General features: G+C 57.0%; 19 protein-coding genes. 10 read left to right on the top strand and 9 right to left on the bottom strand.

All coding sequences use genetic code 11. The features are described 5' to 3' along the window. Positions 1–119 precede the first annotated feature (119 nt). Complete coding sequence (gene aroP, locus SB719_RS11340) at positions 120–1,475, bottom strand: aromatic amino acid transporter AroP (protein ID WP_304235126.1); 1,356 nt, start codon at positions 1,473–1,475, stop codon at positions 120–122. A 523-nt stretch (positions 1,476–1,998) separates the two neighbouring features. Here aroP and pdhR point away from each other — a divergent pair. The 6 genes from pdhR to yacL all read left to right on the top strand — a co-directional run bounded on the left by pdhR (position 1,999) and on the right by yacL (position 12,538). Then, positions 1,999–2,763, top strand: coding sequence for a pyruvate dehydrogenase complex transcriptional repressor PdhR (gene pdhR / locus SB719_RS11335; RefSeq protein ID WP_039382625.1), 765 nt, complete (start codon positions 1,999–2,001; stop codon positions 2,761–2,763). A 126-nt stretch (positions 2,764–2,889) separates the two neighbouring features. Continuing rightward, complete coding sequence (gene aceE, locus SB719_RS11330) at positions 2,890–5,565, top strand: pyruvate dehydrogenase (acetyl-transferring), homodimeric type (protein WP_065650118.1); 2,676 nt, start codon at positions 2,890–2,892, stop codon at positions 5,563–5,565. A gap of 13 nt (positions 5,566–5,578) precedes the next feature. Further along, positions 5,579–7,477: a pyruvate dehydrogenase complex dihydrolipoyllysine-residue acetyltransferase gene (gene aceF / locus SB719_RS11325; protein WP_412159241.1), complete on the top strand. Its 1,899-nt coding sequence runs from the start codon at positions 5,579–5,581 to the stop codon at positions 7,475–7,477. A gap of 174 nt (positions 7,478–7,651) precedes the next feature. Then, entirely contained in the window at positions 7,652–9,076 is a 1,425-nt protein-coding gene (gene lpdA, locus SB719_RS11320) for a dihydrolipoyl dehydrogenase (protein WP_039385712.1), read from the top strand. 335 nt (positions 9,077–9,411) lie between these two features. After that, positions 9,412–12,009: a bifunctional aconitate hydratase 2/2-methylisocitrate dehydratase gene (gene acnB, locus SB719_RS11315; protein ID WP_412159240.1), complete on the top strand. Its 2,598-nt coding sequence runs from the start codon at positions 9,412–9,414 to the stop codon at positions 12,007–12,009. A gap of 166 nt (positions 12,010–12,175) precedes the next feature. Next, positions 12,176–12,538: a protein YacL gene (gene yacL, locus SB719_RS11310; protein WP_065650115.1), complete on the top strand. Its 363-nt coding sequence runs from the start codon at positions 12,176–12,178 to the stop codon at positions 12,536–12,538. Positions 12,539–12,563: 25 nt separating this feature from the next. On the opposite strand, the gene SB719_RS11305 is transcribed toward yacL, so the two are convergent. After that, positions 12,564–12,911 carry a YacC family pilotin-like protein gene (locus tag SB719_RS11305; protein WP_039382635.1) on the bottom strand — a complete coding sequence of 116 codons (348 nt, stop codon included), beginning with the start codon at positions 12,909–12,911 and terminating at the stop codon, positions 12,564–12,566. A 166-nt stretch (positions 12,912–13,077) separates the two neighbouring features. Here SB719_RS11305 and cueO point away from each other — a divergent pair, with 166 nt between their 5' ends. Further along, positions 13,078–14,676 (top strand): multicopper oxidase CueO, encoded by a 1,599-nt coding sequence (gene cueO / locus SB719_RS11300; RefSeq protein WP_314688398.1) that lies wholly within the window; start codon positions 13,078–13,080, stop codon positions 14,674–14,676. Between the two features lie 43 nt (positions 14,677–14,719). Here the strand turns inward: cueO and SB719_RS11295 are convergent, their stop codons facing one another. Beyond that, positions 14,720–16,009, bottom strand: coding sequence for a cystathionine gamma-synthase family protein (locus tag SB719_RS11295; RefSeq protein ID WP_412159239.1), 1,290 nt, complete (start codon positions 16,007–16,009; stop codon positions 14,720–14,722). 167 nt (positions 16,010–16,176) lie between these two features. Here SB719_RS11295 and hpt point away from each other — a divergent pair, with 167 nt between their 5' ends. From hpt to SB719_RS11280, 3 genes are all read left to right on the top strand, one after another. After that, positions 16,177–16,713, top strand: coding sequence for a hypoxanthine phosphoribosyltransferase (hpt, locus tag SB719_RS11290; RefSeq protein ID WP_039382640.1), 537 nt, complete (start codon positions 16,177–16,179; stop codon positions 16,711–16,713). 235 nt (positions 16,714–16,948) lie between these two features. Next, positions 16,949–17,875, top strand: a complete 927-nt coding sequence (locus tag SB719_RS11285; RefSeq protein WP_065650112.1) for an ABC transporter ATP-binding protein — start codon at positions 16,949–16,951, stop codon at positions 17,873–17,875. Beyond that, on the top strand, positions 17,872–18,642 hold the full coding sequence (locus SB719_RS11280; RefSeq protein ID WP_065650111.1) for an ABC transporter permease: 771 nt from the start codon (positions 17,872–17,874) through the stop codon (positions 18,640–18,642). Before SB719_RS11285 ends, SB719_RS11280 begins: the two co-directional genes overlap by 4 nt. A gap of 86 nt (positions 18,643–18,728) precedes the next feature. Here the strand turns inward: SB719_RS11280 and panD are convergent, their stop codons facing one another. From panD to gluQRS, 6 genes are all read right to left on the bottom strand, one after another. After that, a complete protein-coding gene (gene panD, locus SB719_RS11275; protein WP_039382649.1) occupies positions 18,729–19,109 on the bottom strand; it encodes an aspartate 1-decarboxylase in 381 nt (126 codons plus the stop codon). Between the two features lie 36 nt (positions 19,110–19,145). Then, positions 19,146–20,000: a pantoate--beta-alanine ligase gene (gene panC, locus SB719_RS11270; protein WP_065650110.1), complete on the bottom strand. Its 855-nt coding sequence runs from the start codon at positions 19,998–20,000 to the stop codon at positions 19,146–19,148. 15 nt (positions 20,001–20,015) lie between these two features. Continuing rightward, positions 20,016–20,810 (bottom strand): 3-methyl-2-oxobutanoate hydroxymethyltransferase, encoded by a 795-nt coding sequence (gene panB, locus SB719_RS11265; RefSeq protein WP_412159238.1) that lies wholly within the window; start codon positions 20,808–20,810, stop codon positions 20,016–20,018. Between the two features lie 81 nt (positions 20,811–20,891). Further along, complete coding sequence (folK, locus tag SB719_RS11260; RefSeq protein WP_292975532.1) at positions 20,892–21,377, bottom strand: 2-amino-4-hydroxy-6-hydroxymethyldihydropteridine diphosphokinase; 486 nt, start codon at positions 21,375–21,377, stop codon at positions 20,892–20,894. After that, positions 21,374–22,795, bottom strand: coding sequence for a polynucleotide adenylyltransferase PcnB (gene pcnB / locus SB719_RS11255; RefSeq protein WP_304235154.1), 1,422 nt, complete (start codon positions 22,793–22,795; stop codon positions 21,374–21,376). Before pcnB ends, folK begins: the two co-directional genes overlap by 4 nt. Positions 22,796–22,835: 40 nt before the next feature. Next, complete coding sequence (gluQRS, locus tag SB719_RS11250) at positions 22,836–23,774, bottom strand: tRNA glutamyl-Q(34) synthetase GluQRS (protein WP_412159237.1); 939 nt, start codon at positions 23,772–23,774, stop codon at positions 22,836–22,838. Positions 23,775–23,803 lie beyond the last annotated feature (29 nt).

Below are 23,803 nucleotides of genomic sequence, written 5' to 3'. Positions count from 1 at the left end.
AATGGCAGGCAGGGATGATCAACAATGAGTCGCGTAGATGGACAAAACGGGTGCAGGGGAAAAAGTGTGAAGGCGATCGGCAGAGGTGCCCGGTCAGATAAACCGGGCACGCGGGACTATCAGGCTTTCTGCGTTCTGTTTTTAACGGCGTAACCCACCGCCAGAATAACCAGCCAGACCGGAATCAGCCAGACTGAAATCGCCATTCCGGGTGTCATCGCCATGATCACCAGCACGGCGGCCATAAACAGCAGACAGAGCCAGTTACCCGCCGGATAGAGCACCGCCCGGAAGCGCGTGGTAACACCCTGCTGATCTTTCTTACGGCGGAATTTCATATGCGCCAGGCTAATCATTGCCCAGTTGATGACCAGAGCCGACACCACCAGTGACATCAGAATGCCAAAGGCTTCTCCCGGCATCAGATAGTTGATCAACACGCACAGGGCGGTAGCAACCGCCGAAACCATAATAGTGGCGACCGGTACGCCGCGGCGATCAACCTTCAGCAGCGCTTTTGGCGCATTACCCTGCTGGGCCAGGCCAAACAGCATACGGCTGTTACAGTAAACACAGCTGTTGTAGACCGAGAGCGCTGCAGTCAGGATCACGACGTTCAGGGCGTTAGCGACCAGCGCATCACCCAGCTCATGGAAAATCAGGACAAACGGACTGGTATCTGCCGTAACGCGGGTCCAGGGCAGCAGCGACAGCAGTACCGCCAGTGAGCCAATATAGAAAATCAGAATGCGCCACAGCACCTGATTGGTGGCTTTAGGAATGCTCTCTTCCGGGTTATCCGCTTCTGCAGCAGTAATACCCACCAGTTCAAGGCCACCAAAGGAGAACATGATAATCGCCATCATCATCACCAGACCGGTCATGCCGTGCGGCAGAAAGCCCCCCTGATCCCACAGGTTACGGACAGATGCCTGCGGACCGGCGTTGCCGCTGAACAGCAGCCAGCCGCCAAACAGGATCATGCCGATAACGGCCACGACTTTAATGATCGCGAACCAGAACTCCATCTCACCAAACACTTTGACGTTGGTCAGGTTAATGGCATTGATGACGACAAAGAAAATAGCGGCGCTGGCCCAGGCCGGAAACTCCGGATACCAGAACTGAATATATTTACCGACGGCGCTGAGTTCTGCCATCGCAACCAGCACATAGAGCACCCAGTAGTTCCAGCCTGAGGCGAAGCCGGCAAAATTGCCCCAGTATTTATAGGCAAAATGGCTAAAGCTGCCGGCAACCGGCTCTTCAACCACCATTTCACCCAGCTGGCGCATAATTAAAAAGGCGATAAATCCGGCAATGGCATACCCCAGGATCACCGCCGGACCGGCAGATTTAATAACCGATGCGCTTCCCAGAAACAGGCCGGTGCCGACGGCACCGCCCAGCGCGATCAGCTGGATATGGCGATTCTTCAGGCCGCGGTGCAGCGCTTCGCCATGCTGTTGTTCCATACAAACCTCTTTGTATTGTTATTGTGCGCCTGCAGTGCCCGCACTTAAGGCTGTGATACTGCGTGTAATCTTTTCTTTACGAATTCAGACTGACTCTCTGTAGCGAGACGCTATTCAGGCGACCAGAATAGTGATAAGCGCGCGACTTTGCACCTGCTTTTGCTTTTTGTGCTAAGGAGTGATGGAAAAAGCAGCGATTTACTCTGTGGTTTCCCTTGCGCTATTTCTGTCATGAATAATGCTTAAACACGAATAGCTTTCGCTTATGGCGTATAAGAGCAGCAACCGCTTTTGCAGTGTAAGGTTTGGTAAAAGTGAAATCTGTTAACAACTTCGCGCAGTTGTTTCTTTTTCCTGTTACTACGGCGGCTTAAGGCGTGCTGCCTGGGTTCAGGCCTGCAACGGGCTGGAAGTAAGAGAGTGGCCATATAGACACAAGGTGAATACTTTGTTACTTTACGGACACCATTTTTCAATTGGTATTACCAATTTACTCCAGACGTTTGGCTTATAAGAAGGGAAGATGGCTTATAGTAAAATTCGCCAGCCCAAGCTCTCCGATGCGATAGAGCAGCAGCTGGAATCCCTGATTATGGAAGGGACCCTTCAGCCGGGTGAGAAACTGCTCCCCGAGCGCGAACTGGCCAAACAGTTTGATGTCTCACGTCCATCGCTGCGCGAAGCGATTCAGAGTCTGGAAGCCAAAGGTTTACTGCTGCGTCGCCAGGGTGGCGGCACATTTGTGCAGCAGAATCTCTGGCAGAGCTTAAGCGACCCCCTGGTCGGGCTACTGGCCCAGCATCCGGAATCTCAGTTTGATCTGCTGGAAACCCGTCATGCGCTGGAAGGTGTGGCGGCCTACTACGCAGCACTGCGCGGCACCGATGAAGATCTGCAGCGTATTCGCGACTGCCATCTTCAGATTCAGCAGGCGCAGGAGAGCGGCGATCTCGACGCTGAGGCGGATGCCGTCATGAAGTATCAGATTGCGGTCACGGAAGCGGCGCATAATGTGGTGCTGCTGCACCTGCTGCGCTCCATGAGCCCGATGCTGGAACAAAACGTACGTCAGAATTTCGAATTGCTTTACGCTCGCCGCGAAATGCTGGCGAAAGTGAGCGAGCATCGCGCCAGTATTTTTGCGGCGATTGTGGCACGCGAGCCGGAACAGGCCCGTGAAGCCTCGCATCGTCATCTGGCGTTCATAGAGGAAATCTTGCTGGACAGAAGTCGGGAGCAGAGCCGTCGTGAACGCTCCCTGCGTCGTTTACAGCAACGCAAGGAATAACGTACGGCAACGAACGTGCGACATAAACGACGGGCCTGTCTTCTTGTGCTGTGAACCTGAAACACAACACAAGCAGACAGGCTCCTGATAATTCAACGTATTAGACACAGATAAGGAATACCCCCCATGTCAGAACGTTTACAGAATGACGTGGATCCGATCGAAACTCGTGACTGGCTACAGGCGATCGAATCGGTCATCCGTGAAGAAGGTGTTGAGCGTGCGCAGTATCTGATTGATCAGGTTCTGAGCGCAGCCCGCAAAGGTGGTGTGAAAGTAGCTGGCGGCGGCGGTGCTGCTGCAGCGATCAGTAACTATATCAACACCATTGCGACAGAAGATGAGCCGGACTATCCGGGTAACACCTCTCTCGAACGTCGTATCCGTTCCGCAATTCGCTGGAACGCCATTGTTTCAGTTCTGCGTGCGTCGAAAAAAGATCTGGAGCTGGGGGGACACCTCTCTTCTTTCCAGAGCTCTGCCACGATCTATGAAGTGTGCTTTAACCACTTCTTCCGTGCACGCAGCGAAAAAGATGGCGGCGATCTGGTCTACTTCCAGGGTCATATTTCTCCAGGCATTTACTCGCGTGCGTTCCTTGAAGGGCGCCTGACTGAAGAGCAGATGAACAACTTCCGTCAGGAAGTGCACGGCAACGGCCTGTCATCTTATCCGCATCCGAAGCTGATGCCGGACTTCTGGCAGTTCCCGACCGTTTCAATGGGCCTGGGCCCGCTGAACGCTATCTATCAGGCGAAGTTCCTGAAATACCTTGAGCATCGCGGCCTGAAAGATACGTCTGGTCAGACGGTATACGCCTTCCTCGGTGATGGTGAGATGGATGAGCCGGAATCTAAAGGTGCCATTACTATCGCGACCCGCGAGAAGCTGGATAACCTGGTGTTCATCATCAACTGCAACCTGCAGCGTCTGGATGGCCCGGTCACCGGTAACGGTAAGATCATCAACGAGCTGGAAGGCATCTTTGCCGGTGCTGGCTGGAACGTGATCAAAGTGATCTGGGGCGGACGCTGGGATGAGCTGCTGAAGAAAGATACCAGCGGCAAACTGATTCAGCTGATGAATGAAACCGTTGACGGTGACTACCAGACCTTTAAATCACGCGACGGTGCCTATGTGCGTGAGCACTTCTTCGGCAAATATCCGGAGACTGCTGAGCTGGTAAAAGAGTGGTCTGACGACGAAATTTTCGCGCTGAACCGGGGCGGCCACGATCCGAAGAAAATCTACGCTGCTCTGAAAAAAGCGCAGGAGACCAAAGGCCAGCCAACGCTGATTCTGGCTCATACCATTAAAGGTTACGGTATGGGTGATACGGCGGAAGGAAAAAACATTGCCCATCAGGTCAAGAAGATGAACATGGATGGCGTACGCTACATCCGCGATCGCTTCAATGTGCCAGTGGCTGATGAAAAAATCGAAGAGCTGCCTTACGTCACCTTCGAGAAAGGCTCAGAAGAGTACAACTACCTGCACGGCCAGCGTGAGAAGCTGGGTGGCTATCTGCCGACCCGTCAGGCAGAGTTCACTGAGAAGCTGGAAATGCCGACGCTGGAAGAGTTCAAACCTCTGCTGGAAGAGCAGAGCAAAGAGATCTCTACCACGATCGCTTTCGTGCGCGCGCTGAACGTGATGCTGAAGAACAAGTCGATCAAAGATCGTCTGGTGCCGATCCTCGCGGATGAAGCCCGTACTTTTGGTATGGAAGGCCTGTTCCGTCAGATCGGTATCTACAGCCCGAACGGCCAGCAGTATACGCCGCAGGACCGTGAGCAGGTTGCTTACTATAAAGAAGATGAGAAAGGCCAGATTCTGCAGGAAGGGATCAACGAGCTGGGCGCAGGTTCATCCTGGCTGGCGGCGGCGACCTCTTACAGCACCAACAACCTGCCGATGATCCCGTTCTACATCTACTACTCGATGTTTGGCTTCCAGCGCATTGGCGATCTGATGTGGCTGGCGGGCGATCAGCAGGCGCGTGGCTTCCTGGTCGGGGGGACGTCAGGCCGTACGACGCTGAACGGCGAAGGCCTGCAGCATGAAGATGGCCACAGCCATATTCAGTCGCTGACCATCCCTAACTGCATCTCCTACGATCCGTCATACGCGTATGAAGTGGCCGTGATCATGCAGGATGGTCTGGTGCGTATGTATGGTGAAGCGCAGGAAAACATCTACTACTACATCACCACGCTGAACGAAAACTACCACATGCCGGCGATGCCGCAGGGTGCGGAAGAGGGTATCCGCAAGGGTATCTACAAGCTGGAAGAAGTAGAAGGCAAGAAAGGTAAAGTGCAGCTGCTGGGCTCAGGTTCTATCCTGCGTCACGTGCGCGAAGCGGCACAGATTCTGGCGAAAGAGTACGGTATCGGCTCTGATGTCTATAGCGTAACCTCGTTCACCGAGCTGGCGCGAGACGGTCAGGATTGCGAGCGCTGGAACATGCTGCATCCGACAGAAACGCCACGCGTGCCTTACATCGCTCAGGTGATGAATGATGCGCCGGCCGTTGCGTCAACTGACTACATGAAGCTGTTCGCAGAACAGGTTCGCAGCTATGTGCCAGCCAGCGACTACCGCGTGCTGGGTACCGATGGCTTCGGTCGTTCTGACAGCCGTGAAAATCTGCGTCATCACTTCGAAGTGGATGCATCATATGTGGTTGTGGCTGCGCTGGGTGAGCTGGCTAAACGCGGTGAAATCGAGAAGCAGGTGGTAGCGGACGCTATCGCTAAATTCGATATCGACGCTGATAAAGTTAACCCGCGTCTGGCTTAAGAGGTAAAGAGTAATGGCTATCGAAATTAACGTACCGGATATCGGGTCGGACGAAGTTGAAGTCACCGAAATTCTGGTGAAGGTGGGCGACAGCGTTGACGCTGAGCAGTCGCTGATCTCTGTGGAAGGCGATAAAGCTTCAATGGAAGTGCCTTCACCGCAGGCGGGCGTGGTTAAAGAGATCAAAATCGCCGTCGGTGACAAAGTGAATACCGGCTCGCTGATTATGGTGTTTGACGCTGAAGGTGCGGCAGAAGCTGCACCGGCTGCCGAAGAGAAAAAAGCAGAAGTCGCGCCGGCTCCTGCTGCTGCAACGGCAACCGCCAGCAAAGAGGTTAACGTACCGGATATCGGTGGTGATGAAGTCGAAGTCACAGAAATCCTGGTTAAAGTGGGCGACAAGGTTGAAGCAGAGCAGTCGCTGATCACCGTTGAAGGTGACAAAGCCTCAATGGAAGTGCCTGCGCCGTTTGCGGGTGTAGTGAAAGAGATCAAAATCGCTACCGGCGATAAAGTGAACACCGGTTCACTGATTATGATCTTTGACGCAGAAGGCGATGCGCCGGCGGCCGACGCGAAACCACAGATGAAAGAAGAGGCGACCTCCGCCCCGGCTGCAGCGGCAGGCGCGAAAGAGGTAAACGTACCGGATATCGGCGGTGACGAAGTTGAAGTGACCGAGGTACTGGTGAAAGCGGGTGACAAAGTCACCGCTGAACAGTCGCTGATTGTGGTTGAAGGCGATAAAGCCTCTATGGAAGTACCGGCACCGTTTGCCGGTACGGTGAAAGAGCTGAAAGTAGCCACTGGCGACAAAGTCAGTACCGGCTCACTGATCATGATCTTTGAAGTGGAAGGCGGCGCGCCATCGCCGGCACCGGCAGCCAAACCGGAAGCGGCCTCCGCGCCGGCGAAAGCAGAGGCTAAACCGGCTGCAGCACCTGCGCCAGCCAAAGCAGAAGCGAAAAATGACTTCGCTGAGAATGACGCTTACGTGCACGCTACGCCGGTGATCCGTCGTCTGGCGCGCGAGTTTGGCGTGAATCTGGCGAAGGTGAAAGGCACCGGCCGTAAGGGTCGCATCCTGAAAGAGGATGTGCAGACTTACGTGAAAGAGGCGGTGAAACGCGCTGAGGCTGCGCCAGCAGCTGCTGCAGGCGGCGGTCTGCCAGGCATGCTGCCGTGGCCGAAAGTGGACTTCAGCAAGTTTGGTGAAGTGGAAGAAGTGGAGCTGGGCCGTATCCAGAAAATCTCTGGTGCTAACCTGAGCCGTAACTGGGTCATGATCCCGCACGTTACGCACTTTGATAAAACCGATATCACCGATCTGGAAGCGTTCCGCAAGCAGCAGAACGCCGAAGCCGAGAAGCGCAAGCTGGATGTGAAGTTCACCCCGGTGGTGTTCATCATGAAAGCGGTCGCGGCGGCGCTGGAGCAGATGCCACGTTTCAACAGCTCGCTGTCTGAAGATGGTCAGAAACTGACGCTGAAGAAATACATCAACATCGGCGTGGCGGTAGATACGCCAAATGGTCTGGTGGTTCCGGTGTTCAAGGATGTGAATAAGAAAGGCATCACTGAACTCTCGCGTGAGCTGATGGCAACCTCGAAGAAAGCGCGTGATGGCAAGCTGACCGCCAGCGATATGCAGGGCGGCTGTTTCACCATCTCCAGCCTTGGCGGCCTGGGCACGACGCACTTCGCGCCTATCGTCAATGCGCCGGAAGTGGCGATCCTTGGCGTCTCCAAGTCGGCCATGGAGCCGGTATGGAACGGTAAAGAGTTCGCACCGCGTTTGATGATGCCGATCTCGCTCTCGTTTGACCACCGCGTGATCGACGGTGCTGATGGTGCGCGTTTCATCACCATCATCAACAATATGCTGTCTGATATTCGCCGTCTGGTGATGTGAAGTTAATCAAGGCCGGCAAATGCCGGCCTTGTTGTAAGCATTCAGTTGTTACCGCGGTTGGCAGTTTATTAACAATTCTGTAAACTCTCGCGGTGAAATGTCCCGGTGGCGACAGGGTAGCATGAGCCTGGGAAAGGGTCGCTCTGACCGCCGGCAATCTAACAAGAGGTCATGATGAGTACAGAGATTAAAACTCAAGTCGTGGTACTTGGGGCAGGTCCTGCAGGTTACTCTGCAGCCTTCCGTTGCGCTGACTTAGGTCTGGAGACCGTTCTGGTTGAGCGCTACAACACCCTCGGCGGTGTTTGTCTGAACGTAGGCTGTATCCCGTCAAAAGCGCTGCTGCACGTCGCGAAAGTGATTGAAGAAGCGAAAGCGCTGGAAGAGCACGGCATCGTGTTTGGTCAGCCACAGACAGACATTAACAAGATCCGCACCTGGAAAGAGAAGGTGATCAACCAGCTGACCGGTGGCCTGGCTGGTATGGCCAAAGGCCGTAAGGTCAAAGTTGTTAACGGTCTGGGCAAATTCACCGGCGCTAATACTCTGGTGGTTGAAGGTGAGGGTGGCGCAACCACCATCAACTTCGATAACGCGATCATCGCCGCAGGCTCACGTCCTATCGAGCTGCCGTTTATCCCGCATCACGATCCGCGCGTCTGGGACTCTACGTCAGCGCTGGAGCTGCGCGAAGTGCCGAAGCGTCTGCTGGTCATGGGCGGCGGCATCATCGGTCTGGAGATGGCGACCGTTTACCATGCGCTGGGTTCAGAGATTGACGTGGTTGAGATGTTTGACCAGGTGATCCCGGCAGCGGATAAAGACGTGGTTAAAGTCTTTACCAAGCGTATCAGCAAGAAATTCAATCTGATGCTGGAAACCAAAGTCACCGCGGTTGATGCGAAAGATGACGGTATCTACGTATCGATGGAAGGCAAAAAAGCGCCTGCCGAGGCGCAGCGCTATGACGCGGTACTGGTTGCCATTGGCCGTGTACCAAACGGTAAAGGCCTCGACGCCGGTAAAGCGGGCGTGGAAGTGGATGAGCGCGGCTTTATCCGTGTGGATAAGCAGATGCGCACCAACGTGCCGCACATCTACGCTATCGGCGATATCGTGGGTCAGCCTATGCTGGCGCACAAAGGCGTGCATGAAGGCCACGTTGCCGCTGAGGTCATCTCTGGTCTGAAGCACTACTTCGATCCGAAAGTGATCCCATCAATCGCCTATACCGAGCCGGAAGTTGCGTGGGTAGGTCTGACCGAGAAAGAAGCCAAAGAGAAGGGCATCAGCTACGAAGTCTCTACCTTCCCGTGGGCGGCCTCCGGCCGTGCTATCGCTTCCGACTGCGCTGACGGTATGACCAAGCTGATTTTTGACAAAGAGACGCATCGCGTTATCGGTGGTGCTGTAGTCGGCACCAACGGCGGCGAGCTGCTGGGTGAAATCGGTCTGGCGATCGAGATGGGTTGTGATGCCGAAGATATCGCGCTGACCATCCATGCGCACCCGACGCTGCATGAGTCAGTCGGCCTTGCGGCTGAAATCTTTGAAGGCAGCATCACCGATCTGCCAAACGCAAAAGCGAAGAAGAAGTAAGTTTCGCTTCTGCTATCAACGGCTCCTGCGGGGGCCGTTTTTTTTTGCTGTTGCCGCCGTAAGCATAACCAGACGTTAGCGAGGTCATTCTCTGCCACGCTAAAAGTTATGATCCGAAAACAGCCCACTGTGCGCCTGCCGGTTTTGTTTCCGTCCGATCGGGTTTATCCGGAGCATTATGCCGGAAACCGGCTGGATGTTGCTTTTTTGTAAACAGATTAACAATCAGGCGAAATCCTGCTATGCTGGCCGACGCAGAACCGGGCACCTCACCCTACTGTTTAACAGCATCAAGGTGTACCGGAAAGCTATACAATGAGAGCGAGGAGAACGTCGTGCTAGAAGAATACCGTAAGCACGTTGCCGAGCGTGCTGCCCAGGGAATCGTACCTAAGCCGTTAGATGCTTCCCAGATGGCCGCGCTGGTTGAACTGCTGAAAAGCCCGCCTGCGGGTGAAGAAGAATTTCTGGTTGACCTGCTGGTTAACCGCGTCCCGCCAGGCGTTGATGAAGCCGCCTATGTTAAAGCCGGTTTCCTGGCTGCTGTCGCAACGGGCGAAGCCCACTCTCCTCTGGTTACGCGCGAGAAAGCTGTTGAACTGCTGGGCACCATGCAGGGTGGCTATAACATCCACGCGCTGATTGAAGCGCTCGACGATGAGGCGCTGGCACCGATTGCCGCTGAAGCGCTGTCCCATACGCTGCTGATGTTCGACAACTTCTACGATGTGGAAGAGAAAGCCAAAGCGGGTAATGCCCACGCGAAAAAAATTCTGCAATCCTGGGCTGATGCCGAGTGGTTCCTGAAGCGTCCTAAACTGGCTGGAAAAATCACCACCACCGTGTTTAAAGTGACCGGCGAAACCAACACCGACGACCTCTCTCCGGCGCCGGATGCGTGGTCACGCCCGGATATTCCACTGCATGCGCTGGCAATGCTGAAAAACCCGCGTGATGGCATTGAGCCAGATGAAGCGGGCAATATCGGCCCGATCAAACAGATTCAGGCGCTGCAGCAGAAAGGCTTCCCGCTGACTTATGTCGGCGACGTCGTCGGTACCGGCTCATCACGTAAATCCGCCACCAACTCGGTGCTGTGGTTTATGGGTGAAGATATCCCGTACGTGCCAAACAAAAAGGGCGGTGGTCTCTGCCTCGGCGGTAAAATTGCCCCGATTTTCTTCAACACCATGGAAGATGCCGGCGCGCTGCCGATCGAACTGGATGTTGAACGCCTCAACATGGGCGATGTGATTGACGTTTACCCGTATAAAGGCGAAGTACGCAATCACGAAACCGGTGAACTGCTGGCGACCTTTGAACTGAAGACTGACGTGCTGCTGGATGAAGTCCGCGCCGGCGGCCGTATTCCGCTGATTATCGGTCGTGGTCTGACGACAAAAGCACGCGAGTCACTCGGCCTGCCGGCAAGCGACGTCTTTGTGCAGGCGAAAGATATCGCCTCCAGCACGCGCGGCTATTCGCTGGCGCAGAAGATGGTGGGCCGCGCCTGTGGCGTCGAAGGTATTCGTCCGGGCGCTTACTGCGAGCCGAAGATGACCTCTGTGGGCTCACAGGATACCACCGGTCCGATGACGCGCGACGAGCTGAAAGATCTGGCGTGTCTGGGCTTCTCCGCCGATCTGGTGATGCAATCTTTCTGCCACACGGCGGCTTATCCAAAGCCGGTCGATGTGACCACGCACCATACGCTGCCGGACTTCATCATGAACCGCGGTGGCGTCTCACTGCGTCCGGGAGATGGTATCATCCACAGCTGGCTGAACCGTATGCTGCTGCCGGATACCGTCGGCACCGGCGGTGATTCACACACCCGCTTCCCGATTGGCATCTCCTTCCCGGCAGGGTCCGGTCTGGTGGCGTTTGCTGCTGCGACCGGCGTCATGCCGCTGGATATGCCGGAATCCGTACTGGTGCGCTTTAAGGGCGCCATGCAGCCGGGCATCACGCTGCGCGATCTGGTGCACGCTATCCCGCTGTACGCAATTAAGCAGGGTCTGCTGACGGTAGAGAAGAAGGGCAAGAAAAACATCTTCTCCGGCCGTATTCTGGAAATTGAAGGTCTGCCGGATCTGAAAGTTGAGCAGGCGTTTGAGCTGTCTGATGCCTCTGCTGAACGTTCTGCTGCCGGTTGTACGATCAAGCTGGATAAAGCGCCGATTATCGAGTACCTGAACTCCAACATCGTTCTGCTGAAGTGGATGATCTCGGAAGGTTACGGCGATCGCCGTACGCTGGAGCGTCGCGTTGAGGGCATGCAGAAATGGCTGGCCGATCCGCAACTGCTGGAAGGCGATGCAGACGCGGAATACGCTGCGGTGATCGAGATCGATCTGGCGGATATCAAAGAGCCGATTCTGTGCGCACCAAACGATCCGGATGATGCGCGCTGGCTCTCTGACGTGCAGGGCGAGAAGATTGACGAAGTGTTTATCGGCTCCTGCATGACCAATATCGGTCACTTCCGTGCGGCCGGTAAGCTGCTGGACGCGCATAAGGGCCAGCTGCCGACGCGTCTGTGGGTGGCTCCGCCAACCAAGATGGATGCGGCTCAGCTGACGGAAGAGGGCTACTACAGCGTCTTTGGCAAAAGCGGTGCGCGTATTGAGATCCCGGGCTGTTCGCTCTGCATGGGTAACCAGGCACGCGTGCAGGACGGCGCGACGGTGGTTTCCACGTCGACCCGTAACTTCCCGAACCGTCTGGGTAACGGCGCCAACGTCTTCCTGGCATCAGCCGAGCTGGCTGCCGTCGCTTCGCTGCTTGGCAAACTGCCAACGCCGGACGAGTATCAGCAGTTTATGGTACAGGTGGATAAAACGGCCGATGACACCTATCGCTACCTCAACTTTGACCAGCTGGGTCAATATACTGAGAAAGCGGACAGCGTGATTTTCCAGACCGCCGTATAACGCGACGGACAGACCAGGGGATGATGCAAATCATCCCCTTTTTTTATGCCTTTTTTCCCTGCTGCACTCCCGGCATAATGCGAGCGCGATCCCACTTTATTACGCGCGCTGCGTTCAGAATGCAATCAATGTGCTGCCCGGCGCGCGACTGGTATGAGGTAACACGATGGAGTATGAATTTTTACGCGATCTCACCGGCCAGGTCAGAGTGCGCATGTCGATGGATCACGAAGCGGTAGGCCACTGGTTTAATGAGGAAGTCAGGGATAACCCCGGCCTGCTGGATGAGGTGGAAGCTGCCGCGCGCGCGGTAAAAGGCACCCATCAGCAGTGGCAGCGCATCGGACATGAGTACACGCTGTGGCTGGACGAGGAAGAGGTGATGATCCGCGCTAATCAGCTGGCGCTGGAGGATGAGGGACTGGAAGAGGGCATGGCCTACTACGATGAAGAGAGTCTCTCGTTCTGCGGCGTGGAGGACTTTCTGGCGGTCATCGCCGCTTACCGGCAGTTTATAGCGGGCAGATAACCCGCACAGCCCGCATGACGCCCCGTTACTTGACGTAGGCCAGCAGGCTCAGTGAATCACGCGCCAGCGATTTGCACTTTTTATCATTGTTGATCGCAATGCCACTCAGATCTTTGTAGCTCTCTTCACCCAGCGCTTTCATGTTATAGCTGCTGTAGTTGCTTAAATCCCAGCGGTTCTGCTGGGCAAAAAATACCAGCGCTTTGCGGATCTGTGCATCAGGCAGTGCCTGATAGCCGCAGTCGTTCTTCAGATAGACAAAGACCGCCGTCAGGTCAGCCAGATCTTCCGCTTCAGACTCGCTCAGTGCAAAACTGCTGGTGGAGAAGCCAAAGAGTCCCGCCAGCAGCAGGATCTTAATGCTTTTTGTCATAATGGTTCTCAGCAAAGGACAATCCATTGACGTTAGCACAGTTACCGTCCGGATTCCGCTTCTTTTACCCCCGCAGATGGCGGGTTAACATTTTGCTGCCCGGCGCTTGACCCTCCTGCAGGGGCAGGGTTTAGGCTGGGGATCTCATTATCACAAGGATATGCGTATGCAACGTCGCACTTTTCTCAAACTGACCGCGGCGCTCAGCGCGTCAGGCGCCCTGCCGTTATGGAGTCGTTCACTGATGGCGGCTACCCGGCCGCTGCTGCCGATCCCTGCGCTGCTGGAGCCTGACGCGCGTGGTCACTACAGCCTTACTGCCATGACGGGCAGCACGCAGTGGCAGGGTAAAGCGGTGCCGACCTGGGGCTATAACGGCAGCCTGCTCGGACCGGTTCTGCGCCTGCAGCGGGAGAAGCGCGTCACGGTCAATATTCATAACCGGCTGCCGGAGGCGACCACCGTGCACTGGCACGGCCTGGCGATCCCGGGCGACGTGGATGGTGGCCCGCAGGCGATTATCGCGCCCGGTGCCACGCGTCAGGTGAGCTTTACCCCCGATCAGCCAGCGGCGACCTGCTGGTTTCATCCGCATCTGCACGGCAAAACCGGTCATCAGGTGGCGCAGGGATTAGCCGGACTGGTGCTGCTGGAGGATGACGCGTCCGGCAAGCTGCGTCTGCCGATGCAGTGGGGAGCGGATGACGTACCGCTGATTTTCCAGGATAAACAGCTTAACAGCGCCGGCACGCATATCGATTATCAGCTGGATGTGATGCGCGCGGCGGTAGGCTGGTTTGGCGATATGATGCTGACCAACGGTGTACAGTACCCGCAGCACGCCGTGCCGCGCGGCTGGCTGCGCCTGCGGCTGCTTAACGGCTGCAATGCCCGCTCGCTGGAGATCGCCGCCAGCGATAAACGGCCAGTCTATGTGGTGGGCAGCGATGGCGGACTGCTTGCTGAACCGGTACAGGTGACATCGCTGTCCCTGCTGCCGGGCGAGCGCTTTGAGGTGCTGATCGATACCTCTGACGGCCAGCCTTTTGATATCGTCACGCTGCCGGTGACGCAGATGGGGATGACGCTGCCGCCGTTTGATCGGCCACTGCCGCTGGTGCAGATCCTGCCGCTGCGCATTATGGCGAGCGGGACGCTGCCGGACACGCTGGTGGATCTGCCGCCGCTGCCTGCCAGTGACGGCGTACAGAACCGCTGGCTGCAGCTGATGATGGATCCGCAGCTGGATAAGCAGGGTATGCAGGCGCTGATGGATCGTTATGGCCATCAGGCGATGGGGGGCGCGGCAGACCACGGCGCGGCAGAAACGCATAACGGACACGATGCCATGCCGATGGAGCATAGTGAACATGGCGCGATGCCGATGGATCACGGTGCGCACGGCGCTGCCGCGTATGATTTCCATAACGGCAATAAGATCAACGGCGAGGCGTTTAACATGCAGAAGCCGATGTTTGCCGTGCCGCTGGGCAAAACCGAGAAGTGGACGATTTCAGGCGAAGGCGATGCGATGCTGCATCCGTTCCATATTCACGGCGCCCAGTTCCGCATCCTGTCAGAAAATGGCAAGCCGCCTGCCGCGCATCGCGCCGGCTGGAAAGATATGGTTAACGTTAACGGCTGGCGGAGCGAAGTCGTGGTGCGTTTCGACTATGCTGCCAGTACAGAGCATGCCTACATGGCGCACTGCCATCTGCTGGAGCACGAAGATACCGGCATGATGCTGGGATTCACGGTGGCATAACGGCTTCAGACGAACGCAGGCGCAGGATATATGCCGATTGCCGTCAGCTGTCCGCCGCCGCCAGCGCCTGGCGGATATCCGCAATCAGGTCATCCGGATGCTCAATCCCTATCGACAGACGTACCGTGGCGTCGCTGATGCCAATGCGCTGGCGTACGGCCTGCGGGACGCCGGAATGGGTGGTGCTGGCCGGATGGCTGGCCAGCGACTCGGTGCCCCCCAGGCTCACTGCCAGCTTAAACAGCGTCAGCGCATTGAGAAAGCGGAAAGCCGCAGGCTCGCCGCCCTGAATATCAAAAGAGAAGGTCGAACCGGCACCGCTGCACTGGCGCCGGTACGTTTCACCTGCCGCACTCTGCGTATCGAGATAGGGCAGCCAGAACAGCGCCGCCACCCGGGGCCTGTCGCGCAGGAAGGCGGCGACCCGTTCCGCGTTTGCAGCGGCTTTCTCCATACGCAGCGCCAGCGTCTCCAGCGAACGGCCAATCATCCAGCTGGAGTGCGGGTCGAGCTGCGTGCCGATCGCGCTGCGCAGTGCGCGCACGCGGCTCATCAGTGCCCGGCTGCCCAGCGCGGCACCGGCGATAAGGTCGGAATGGCCGCCCACATATTTTGTCAGCGAATAGAGCGAGATATCAGCGCCGTGCTGCAGCGGATGCTGAAACAGTGGCCCCAGCAGCGTGTTATCGCAGGCGATCACCGGACGTGAACCCTGCTGCTGCGCAATCACATCAGCCACCTGCGCAATAAGCCGGATATCCACCAGGCTGTTGGTAGGGTTGGCTGGCGTTTCGATCAGGATCAGGGCAACCCGGCCGCGCTGCCACGCCAGCTTCGCCGCTTCATAAACCCTCTCTTCATCCGTACCCTCGCTGAACCCCACGGCTTTAATTTCCATATCGTGCAGCGTCTTGCTCAGCAGCGTTTCTGTGCCACCATACAGCGGCTGCGAATGCAGGATCACCTCGCCCGGCCGCGCAAATGCAAGCAGCGTAGTGGCAATGGCTGACATACCGGAAGAGAAGAGCACCGCACTCTCAGCGCCTTCATAAATCGCCAGGCGATCTTCAACGATTTCGCTATTGGGATGGTTAAAGCGTGAATAGACCAGCCCGCCGCTCTGGCCATCAGGCGGCTGACGGCGGCCCGCTGCATAATCAAAAAAATCTTTGCCCTCTTCGGCGCTGTTAAAGACAAAGGTTGAGGTAAGAAACACCGGCGGTTTTACCGCGCCCTCTGACAGCCGCGGATCGTAGCCATAATTAAGCATCTGCGTTTCCGGATGCAGCGCGCGCCGATCGGAAGGTGTTTTGTTGCTGGGAGAGTTCGTCATAGCAGCTCCGGCTGGATCAGGATAAAGCGCGTAAACCCTGCTATAGAGTTAATGCCATCGCGGGAAATTTTGCTACGTAATCGTTTGCGTTTTGTGTGCGCCGTTAGCCATCAGGCGCATTGTGATAGACTGCGGAGCTTTCTGAAAACCTTAACCAGGCGAACGCAATGAAACACACCGTTGATGTGATGATCTCCCGGGAGGAGATTGCAACCCGTATTGCCGAGCTGGGCAAACAGATCAGTGAAGCCTACCGCGACAGCGGCAGCGAGATGGTGCTGGTTGGTCTGCTGCGCGGCTCCTTTATGTTTATGGCCGATCTGTGCCGGGAAATTGACGTCCCGCATGAGGTCGACTTTATGACCGCCTCCAGCTACGGCAGCGGCATGTCGTCGTCACGTGATGTCAAAATTCTGAAAGACCTCGATGAAGATATTCGCGGTAAAGATGTGCTGATCGTGGAAGATATCATCGACTCCGGCAACACGCTGAGTAAAGTGCGTGAGATCCTGCGCCTGCGTGAGCCAAAATCACTGGCCATCTGCACGCTGCTGGACAAACCCGAGCGTCGTGAAGTTGAGGTGCCGGTTGAATATGTCGGCTTTACCATTCCCGATGAGTTTGTCGTGGGCTTTGGCATTGACTACGCGCAGCGCTATCGTCATCTGCCTTACATCGGCAAAGTCACCATGCTGGACGCATAACCGCACAATCTACCTGGGTCATTTCGGCCGTTCCGGGATAGAATCAGCCGCCCGTAAGTGACTGACTTGCGGGCCTGATGCACTTTTCTGCACAATATAGCGCGTCATGCGCTCCCCGCAGGCGCACCGCGTCTGATTTCAACACAAATTCTGCTGAATTCACCGCACGTCTGGCGCGGGCGCACTATCATTTTCATCAGGCTTTGATGTCACAACAACAGGATATGGACTCGCAATGACTTATGCACTGGAACTTTCCGGGCTGACCAAGACCTATCCCGGCGGCGTACAGGCGCTGAAAGGTCTCGATCTGAACGTAGAGGCAGGCGACTTTTACGCTCTGCTGGGGCCAAACGGGGCCGGTAAATCAACCACCATTGGTATTATCAGCTCGCTGGTTAATAAATCCGGCGGCAGCGTTCGGGTATTTGGTTACGACCTGCAAAAAGATGTGGTCAATGCCAAGCGTCAGCTCGGGCTGGTGCCGCAGGAGTTCAACTTTAACCCGTTTGAAACCGTGATGCAGATCGTCGTAAATCAGGCGGGCTATTACGGCGTGGAGCGGGCAGACGCGAACAAGCGTGCAGAAAAGTATCTCAACCAGCTCGATCTGTGGGGCAAACGCAATGAGCGTGCCCGCATGCTTTCAGGCGGCATGAAGCGCCGCCTGATGATCGCGCGTGCGCTGATGCATGAGCCCAAGCTGCTGATTCTGGATGAACCAACGGCCGGCGTGGATATTGAACTGCGCCGCTCAATGTGGGTGTTTCTGAAAGAGCTGAATGCGAAAGGCACCACGATTATCCTCACCACGCACTATCTGGAAGAGGCGGAGATGCTGTGTCGTAATATCGGCATCATTCAGAGCGGCGAGCTGGTGGAGAATACCTCTATGAAAGGCCTGCTCTCTAAACTCAAATCGGAAACCTTTATTCTCGATCTTGCTCCGCGCAGCGCGCTGCCGCATCTGGAGGGCTTCCAGTATCGTCTGGTTGATACCTCGACGCTGGAGGTGGAAGTGATGCGTGAGCAGGGACTTAACAGCGTATTCAGTCAGCTGAGCGCGCAGGGCGTGCAGGTACTGAGCATGCGCAACAAGGCGAACCGGCTGGAAGAGCTGTTTGTGGGACTGACACAGGGTAAAGCAGGAGGCAGAGCATGACGCATCTTTATTGGGTGGCGTTAAAGAGTATCTGGAGCAAAGAGATTAACCGGTTTGCCCGCATCTGGATCCAGACGCTGGTGCCGCCGGTGATCACCATGACGCTCTACTTTATTATTTTCGGTAACCTGATTGGTTCACGCATTGGTGACATGCACGGCTTCAGCTATATGCAGTTTATCGTGCCGGGCCTGATTATGATGTCGGTGATCACCAACGCCTATGCTAACGTCGCCTCCTCCTTTTTCAGCGCCAAATTTCAGCGCAATATTGAGGAGTTGCTGGTAGCACCGGTGCCGACCCATATCATCATTGCCGGCTATGTCGGCGGCGGCGTGGCGCGTGGCGTCTGCGTAGGGATCCTGGTAACGGCGGTGTCGCTGTTTTTTGTGCCGTTCCACGTTTTCTCCTGGCCGATGGTCGCCATCACCCTGCTGCTGACCGCGGTGCTGTTTTCGCTGGCGGGTCTGCTGAATGCGGTGTTTGCCCGTACTTTTGATGATATCAGCCTGATCCCGACCTTTGTGCTGACGCCGCTGACTTACCTGGGTGGCGTCTTCTATTCACTGGCGCTGCTGCCGCCATTCTGGCAGGCAGTATCGAAGCTGAATCCGGTGGTGTATATGATCAGCGGCTTCCGGTACGGCTTCCTCGGCATCAACGATGTGCCGCTGGTGTTTACGCTGTCGGTACTGATGGCGTTTATCGTCGTGTTCTATGTGCTGGTGTATACGCTGATCCAGCGCGGTCGCGGCTTACGCACCTGAATGTCATTCAGCAAGCGGATAATAAACAGGGGCGCCGGAAGGGCGCCCCTGGTGTTTCTGGCCGCTCAGCGCAATCGGGCTGAACGCTACGCGACCTGAACCGGCAGCGCCCGGGCAAGACGTTTCATCTCATTATCGCCCTCAAAATAGGCCACCTTTGGCTGCCAGCTGCGCGCCACCTCATCCTCTACCTGCACGTAAGAACAGATAATCATGATGTCTCCGGCACAGGCGCAGCGCGCGGCGGCACCGTTTACGGAGATAATTTTTGATCCCCGCTCGGCGGCTATGGCGTAGGTGGAGAAACGCTGGCCGTTGGTCACGTTGTAAATATCGATCGCTTCATATTGCAGAATGCCGGCGGCATCGAGAAAATCCTGATCGATCGCGCAGGAGCCTTCATAGTGCAGATCGGCCTGCGTCACTTTAACGCGGTGCAGTTTGCCCTGCAGAACAGTACGAATCATCACGGTATACCCTTAAGCTGCTATTTAAACGACGGCTTACGCCATCAGATCCACTTGCTGGTTATCAATCAGACGCGCATTGCCGAGCCAGGCGGCCATCAGGATCACCGCGCGCTGGCTCTCCACCGTCAGCGGCTGCAGCGTGTCGGCATCGCAGATTGCCACTCCGTCAGGACGAAACCCCTTTTCCTGCAGCGCCGTATTTGCCTGCTCAATAATCTCATCAATGTGGCGTTCGCCGTTGCTGAGACGCTCCGCCATACTGCGCATCACCTGGCTCAGACCCGGTGCCAGCCTGCGTTCATCGGCAGTAAGGTAGCCATTGCGCGAACTCAGTGCCAGCCCATCTTTAGCCCGCACCGTGGGCACGCCGACAATGTCGATATCAAAGCCCATATCTGCGACCAGTCTGCGTATGATCGCCAGCTGCTGAAAATCCTTTTCGCCAAAACAGGCGACATCAGGCTGCACGAGGTTAAAGAGTTTGCTGACAACCGTGGCGACACCGCGGAAGTGGCCCGGCCGGCTGGCGCCCTCCAGCAGCGTGGAGAGCACCGGCACCTCAACAAACGTCTGGTTCTCTGTACCCTGCGGATAGATCGCCTGCGGGGCCGGCGCAAACACCACATCCACACCGTGACGGTTAAGCTTTTCGCAATCGTCCTGCAGCGTGCGCGGATAGCGTGCAAGGTCATCCGCGCGGTCAAACTGCATCGGGTTAACAAACACCGAGACCACAACTACGTCAGCCCGCTGGCGGGCTTCATCGACCAGCGTCAGATGGCCATCATGCAGATTGCCCATCGTGGGCACCAGGGCGATACGTTTGCCCGCCTGGCGCCAGCGACGGATCTCCCGGCGCAGCATCGGCAGCGTTTCAATGATCAACACGATAAATCTCCGGATTCAGAAGAAGCTGTGTTCGGCGGCAGGATAGGCGCCTGCCTCAACGTCGGCAATATACTGGCGAATTGCCGCGCGAATGTCGCCGGTTTCGGCGAGGAAATTTTTGGCGAATTTTGGAATGTGGCCGCCGGTGATACCGAAGGCGTCATGCATCACCAGAATCTGACCATCGGTGACATTGCCTGCACCGATGCCGATCACCGGGATGGTCAGCGCCTGGGTGATGCGCGCCGCCAGCGCAACCGGAACGCACTCCAGCACCATCAGCTGTGCGCCAGCCGCTTCCAGTGCCAGAGCGTCTGACAGCAGACGTTCAGCGCCCGCCTCATCCCGGCCCTGCACTTTATAACCGCCAAAGATATTGACCGACTGCGGCGTCAGGCCAAGATGGCCGCAGACCGGCACGGCGCGCTCGGTTAACAGGCGTACGCTCTCTGCCAGCCAGGCTCCGCCTTCCAGCTTGACCATATTGGCACCGGCGCGCATCAGCTGTGCGGCACTGGTAAAAGTCTGCTCCGGGGTGGCATAGCTCATAAACGGCAGGTCAGCCATGACCAGCGCCTGCGGTGCACCCCGACGTACGGCGGCGGTATGATAGGCGATATCGGCGACCGTCACCGGCAGCGTGGAATCATGACCCTGTACCGTCATACCCAGCGAATCGCCAATCAGCATCACCTGAATGCCTTCATCGGCAAACAGGCGGGCAAAGCTGAAATCATAAGCAGTCAGGGTGGCAAAGCGGCGCCCGCTGGCTTTCAGCTGGCGCAGATGAGAGATAGTGGTTGGTTTCATCGCAATCTCCGGCGTTTCTGATGCGCGCAGTGTACTGGATTGATTGCAGGGCGGATATGACCGGCAGGAAATTATCGCGGTTCAGACGGACCAGAGCGTGATTTCACTGCAGTCCAGCGTGGCGAGCACGCCGCTCAGTGGCCGGCCATCGGGCAGGCGCAGACCAGGCGCAACCTCCAGCAGCGGCAGCAGCATAAATGCACGGTTGTGCATATCATAGTGCGGTACGGTTAAACGCGGGGTATGAATAACCTGATTGCCAAACAGCATGATATCGATATCCAGCGTACGCGGCCCCCAGCGCTCGGCTTTGCGTACGCGGCCATGCTCCAGCTCAATATGCTGAGTGTGATCCAGCAGCGTTTCGGGCAGCAGCTGGGTGTCAAGCGCGACCACCGCGTTCAGGTAGTCGGGCTGGTCGGCCGGGCCATAGGGTGGCGTGCGATAGAACGATGAGGTCGCCACGCGGGTCGTGTCCGGCAGCGTATCCAGCGCGGCGAGCGCTGCATCAATCTGATGCAGCGGATCGGCAAGGTTACTGCCCAGAGCAAGGTAGACGCGAGTCATGATGCGCTGCTGCTGTTATCCTGCTCACGGCGCGGACCGGCAGAGCGACGGCGCGGACGGCGCGGTTTACGACGCGGCTGCGGATCGTCGCCCAGCGTGTTCAGCATGGTTTTCTGCTGGACCGGAACGGCCGCCTGGAATTCACCCCACCACTGAGTAAGACGCTGCAGCTCCGGGTTCTTTTCCACATCGGCACGCAGCGCCAGCAGATCGTAAGCGGCGCGGAACTTCGGATGCTCCATCAGTTTCCACGCGCGTTTACCGTGGCGACGCGATATACGCAGCTGCAGCTGCCAGATATCGCGGACCAGGGTGGTAATGCGTTTCGGGATCGCCAGTGCGCGACACGCTTCATCCAGCGTATCGTTCATGGACAGCGCAAAAGCGTCGTAGTAGGTCAGGCCGCTCTCCTGAGCGATACGCTCAGCGGATTCCAGCTGCGGGTACCAGAACATAGCGGCAAACAGAAACGCCGGATTGACACGCAAGTCGTTGTGCAGGCGGGTATCGGTGTTTTTCAGCACCTGCGCCACCATGCGCTCCATCATGCTGTCGCCCTGTTCGGTAAAATGACGCGCCAGCGTCGGGAACAGCGGCTGGAAGAGCTGATATTCACACAGCATCTGCCAGGTGCGATAGCCGTAGCCAGCCTGCAGCAGCTTCAGCGCTTCTTCAAACAGGCGGGCAGGGGGCACGTCATTCAGCAGCGTTGCCAGACGCGGGATCGGCTCGGCGGTTGCCGGTGCAATCTGCATATTAAGTTTGGCGGCAAAGCGCACCACGCGCAGCATGCGTACCGGATCTTCGCGGTAGCGCGTTTCCGGATCGCCAATCAGGCGTACCACGCCCTCCTGCAGATCCTGCAGGCCACCCACATAATCACGGACCGTGAAATCCGCCACGCTGTAGTAGAGGCTGTTGATGGTGAGATCGCGGCGCTGCGCATCGTCTTCGATGCTGCCGAAAATATTGTCGCGCAGCAGCATGCCGTTCTGGCCGCGCTGCGAGCTGTTGCGATCGTCGTCGCTCTCTTCCTGATGATGGCCGCGGAAGGTCGCCACCTCGATCACTTCCGGCCCAAACATCACGTGCGCCAGACGGAAGCGGCGGCCAACCAGACGGCAGTTACGGAACAGTTTGCGCATCTGCTCTGGCGTGGCGTTGGTCGTCACGTCGAAATCTTTCGGCTTTTTACCCAGCAGCAGGTCGCGTACGCCGCCGCCGACCAGGTAAGCTTCAAAGCCCGCTTTATTCAGGCGATAGAGCACCTTAAGGGCGTTTTCGCTGATATCTTTGCGTGAGATGTTATGGTTTTCCCGGGGAATGATGGTCATCTGGTTTTCAGCTTCCACCTCTTCAGGCACCTCCTCGTCACGCTTGAGGACTCTCCGGCAAAAATTAGCGACTCGGGTAAAAATGGGACACCTCGACAGTGACAAAAAATGGGTGGTAATAAAATCAGCGGCTAATCATAGCCTGTTGCGAACCATTTAGGAATGGCGTTGTCATTTCATCCGGCTTCAGCGCGTCATGTAACGGGATCTGCGCCGGTGACCAGTGCGTAACGGCCTGGCTCAGCAGCGACGCCAGCGGGCTATCCTGCCAGCCTTCCGCTACCGGCTGCCCGAGAAAACGCAGCGCCTGCACCAGCAGCGGACGCGGATCGCCTGCGGGCAGGGCAGGGGCGTGGTTCTGCTTGGAGAGTTTATTGCCGTCCGCGGTGATTGCCAGCGGCAGATGCAGGTATGCCGGCGGCGACCAGCCTAACTGCTGATAGAGTGCAATCTGGCGCACCGTCGGGGCGATTAAATCAGCGCCGCGCACAATTTCAGTAACGCCCTGATCATGATCGTCGACCACTACCGCCAGGTTATAGGCGAACAGCCCGTCCCGGCGATGGATAATAAAATCCTCTTCTGCCAGCTGACGATCCGCCAGCAGTTCCCCGCGCAGCCGGTCGGTAAAATGCCAGACCGGCGCATGCTGGCGCAGGCGCAGTGCCGCGTTATCCGGCGGCAGCTGGCGGTCGCGACAGTGACCATCATAATACCCCCCCAGCTGCTGAATACGCCGGCGGCTGCAGGTGCAGAAATAACTCTGGCGGTGTGTCCTTAGCCAGGCCAGCGCCGCCCGATACGCCTCATGCCGTTGCGACTGCCACATGACATCGCCATCCCACTCCAGCCCGTAATGTTCCAGCTGCTGCAGAATGCGCGTGGCTGCACCCGGGACTTCACGCGGCGGATCGATATCTTCAATACGGACCAGCCAGCGGCCCTGCTGCGCGCGCGCGCTGAGGTAACTGCCCAGAGCAGCAATCAGGGAACCAAAATGAAGATCGCCGGAGGGCGAAGGGGCGAAGCGACCGGTACAGGAGGACATAGCAGAGGGGGTCATCAGAAGATACACCGCACGGCGGGGAAGCG

This window comes from Pantoea sp. SIMBA_079, assembly GCF_046940275.1.
Lineage (GTDB): Bacteria > Pseudomonadota > Gammaproteobacteria > Enterobacterales > Enterobacteriaceae > Pantoea > Pantoea borealis.
The sequence above is the reverse complement of the archived record's forward strand: the minus strand, read 5'-3'. Positions and strand labels throughout refer to the sequence as shown.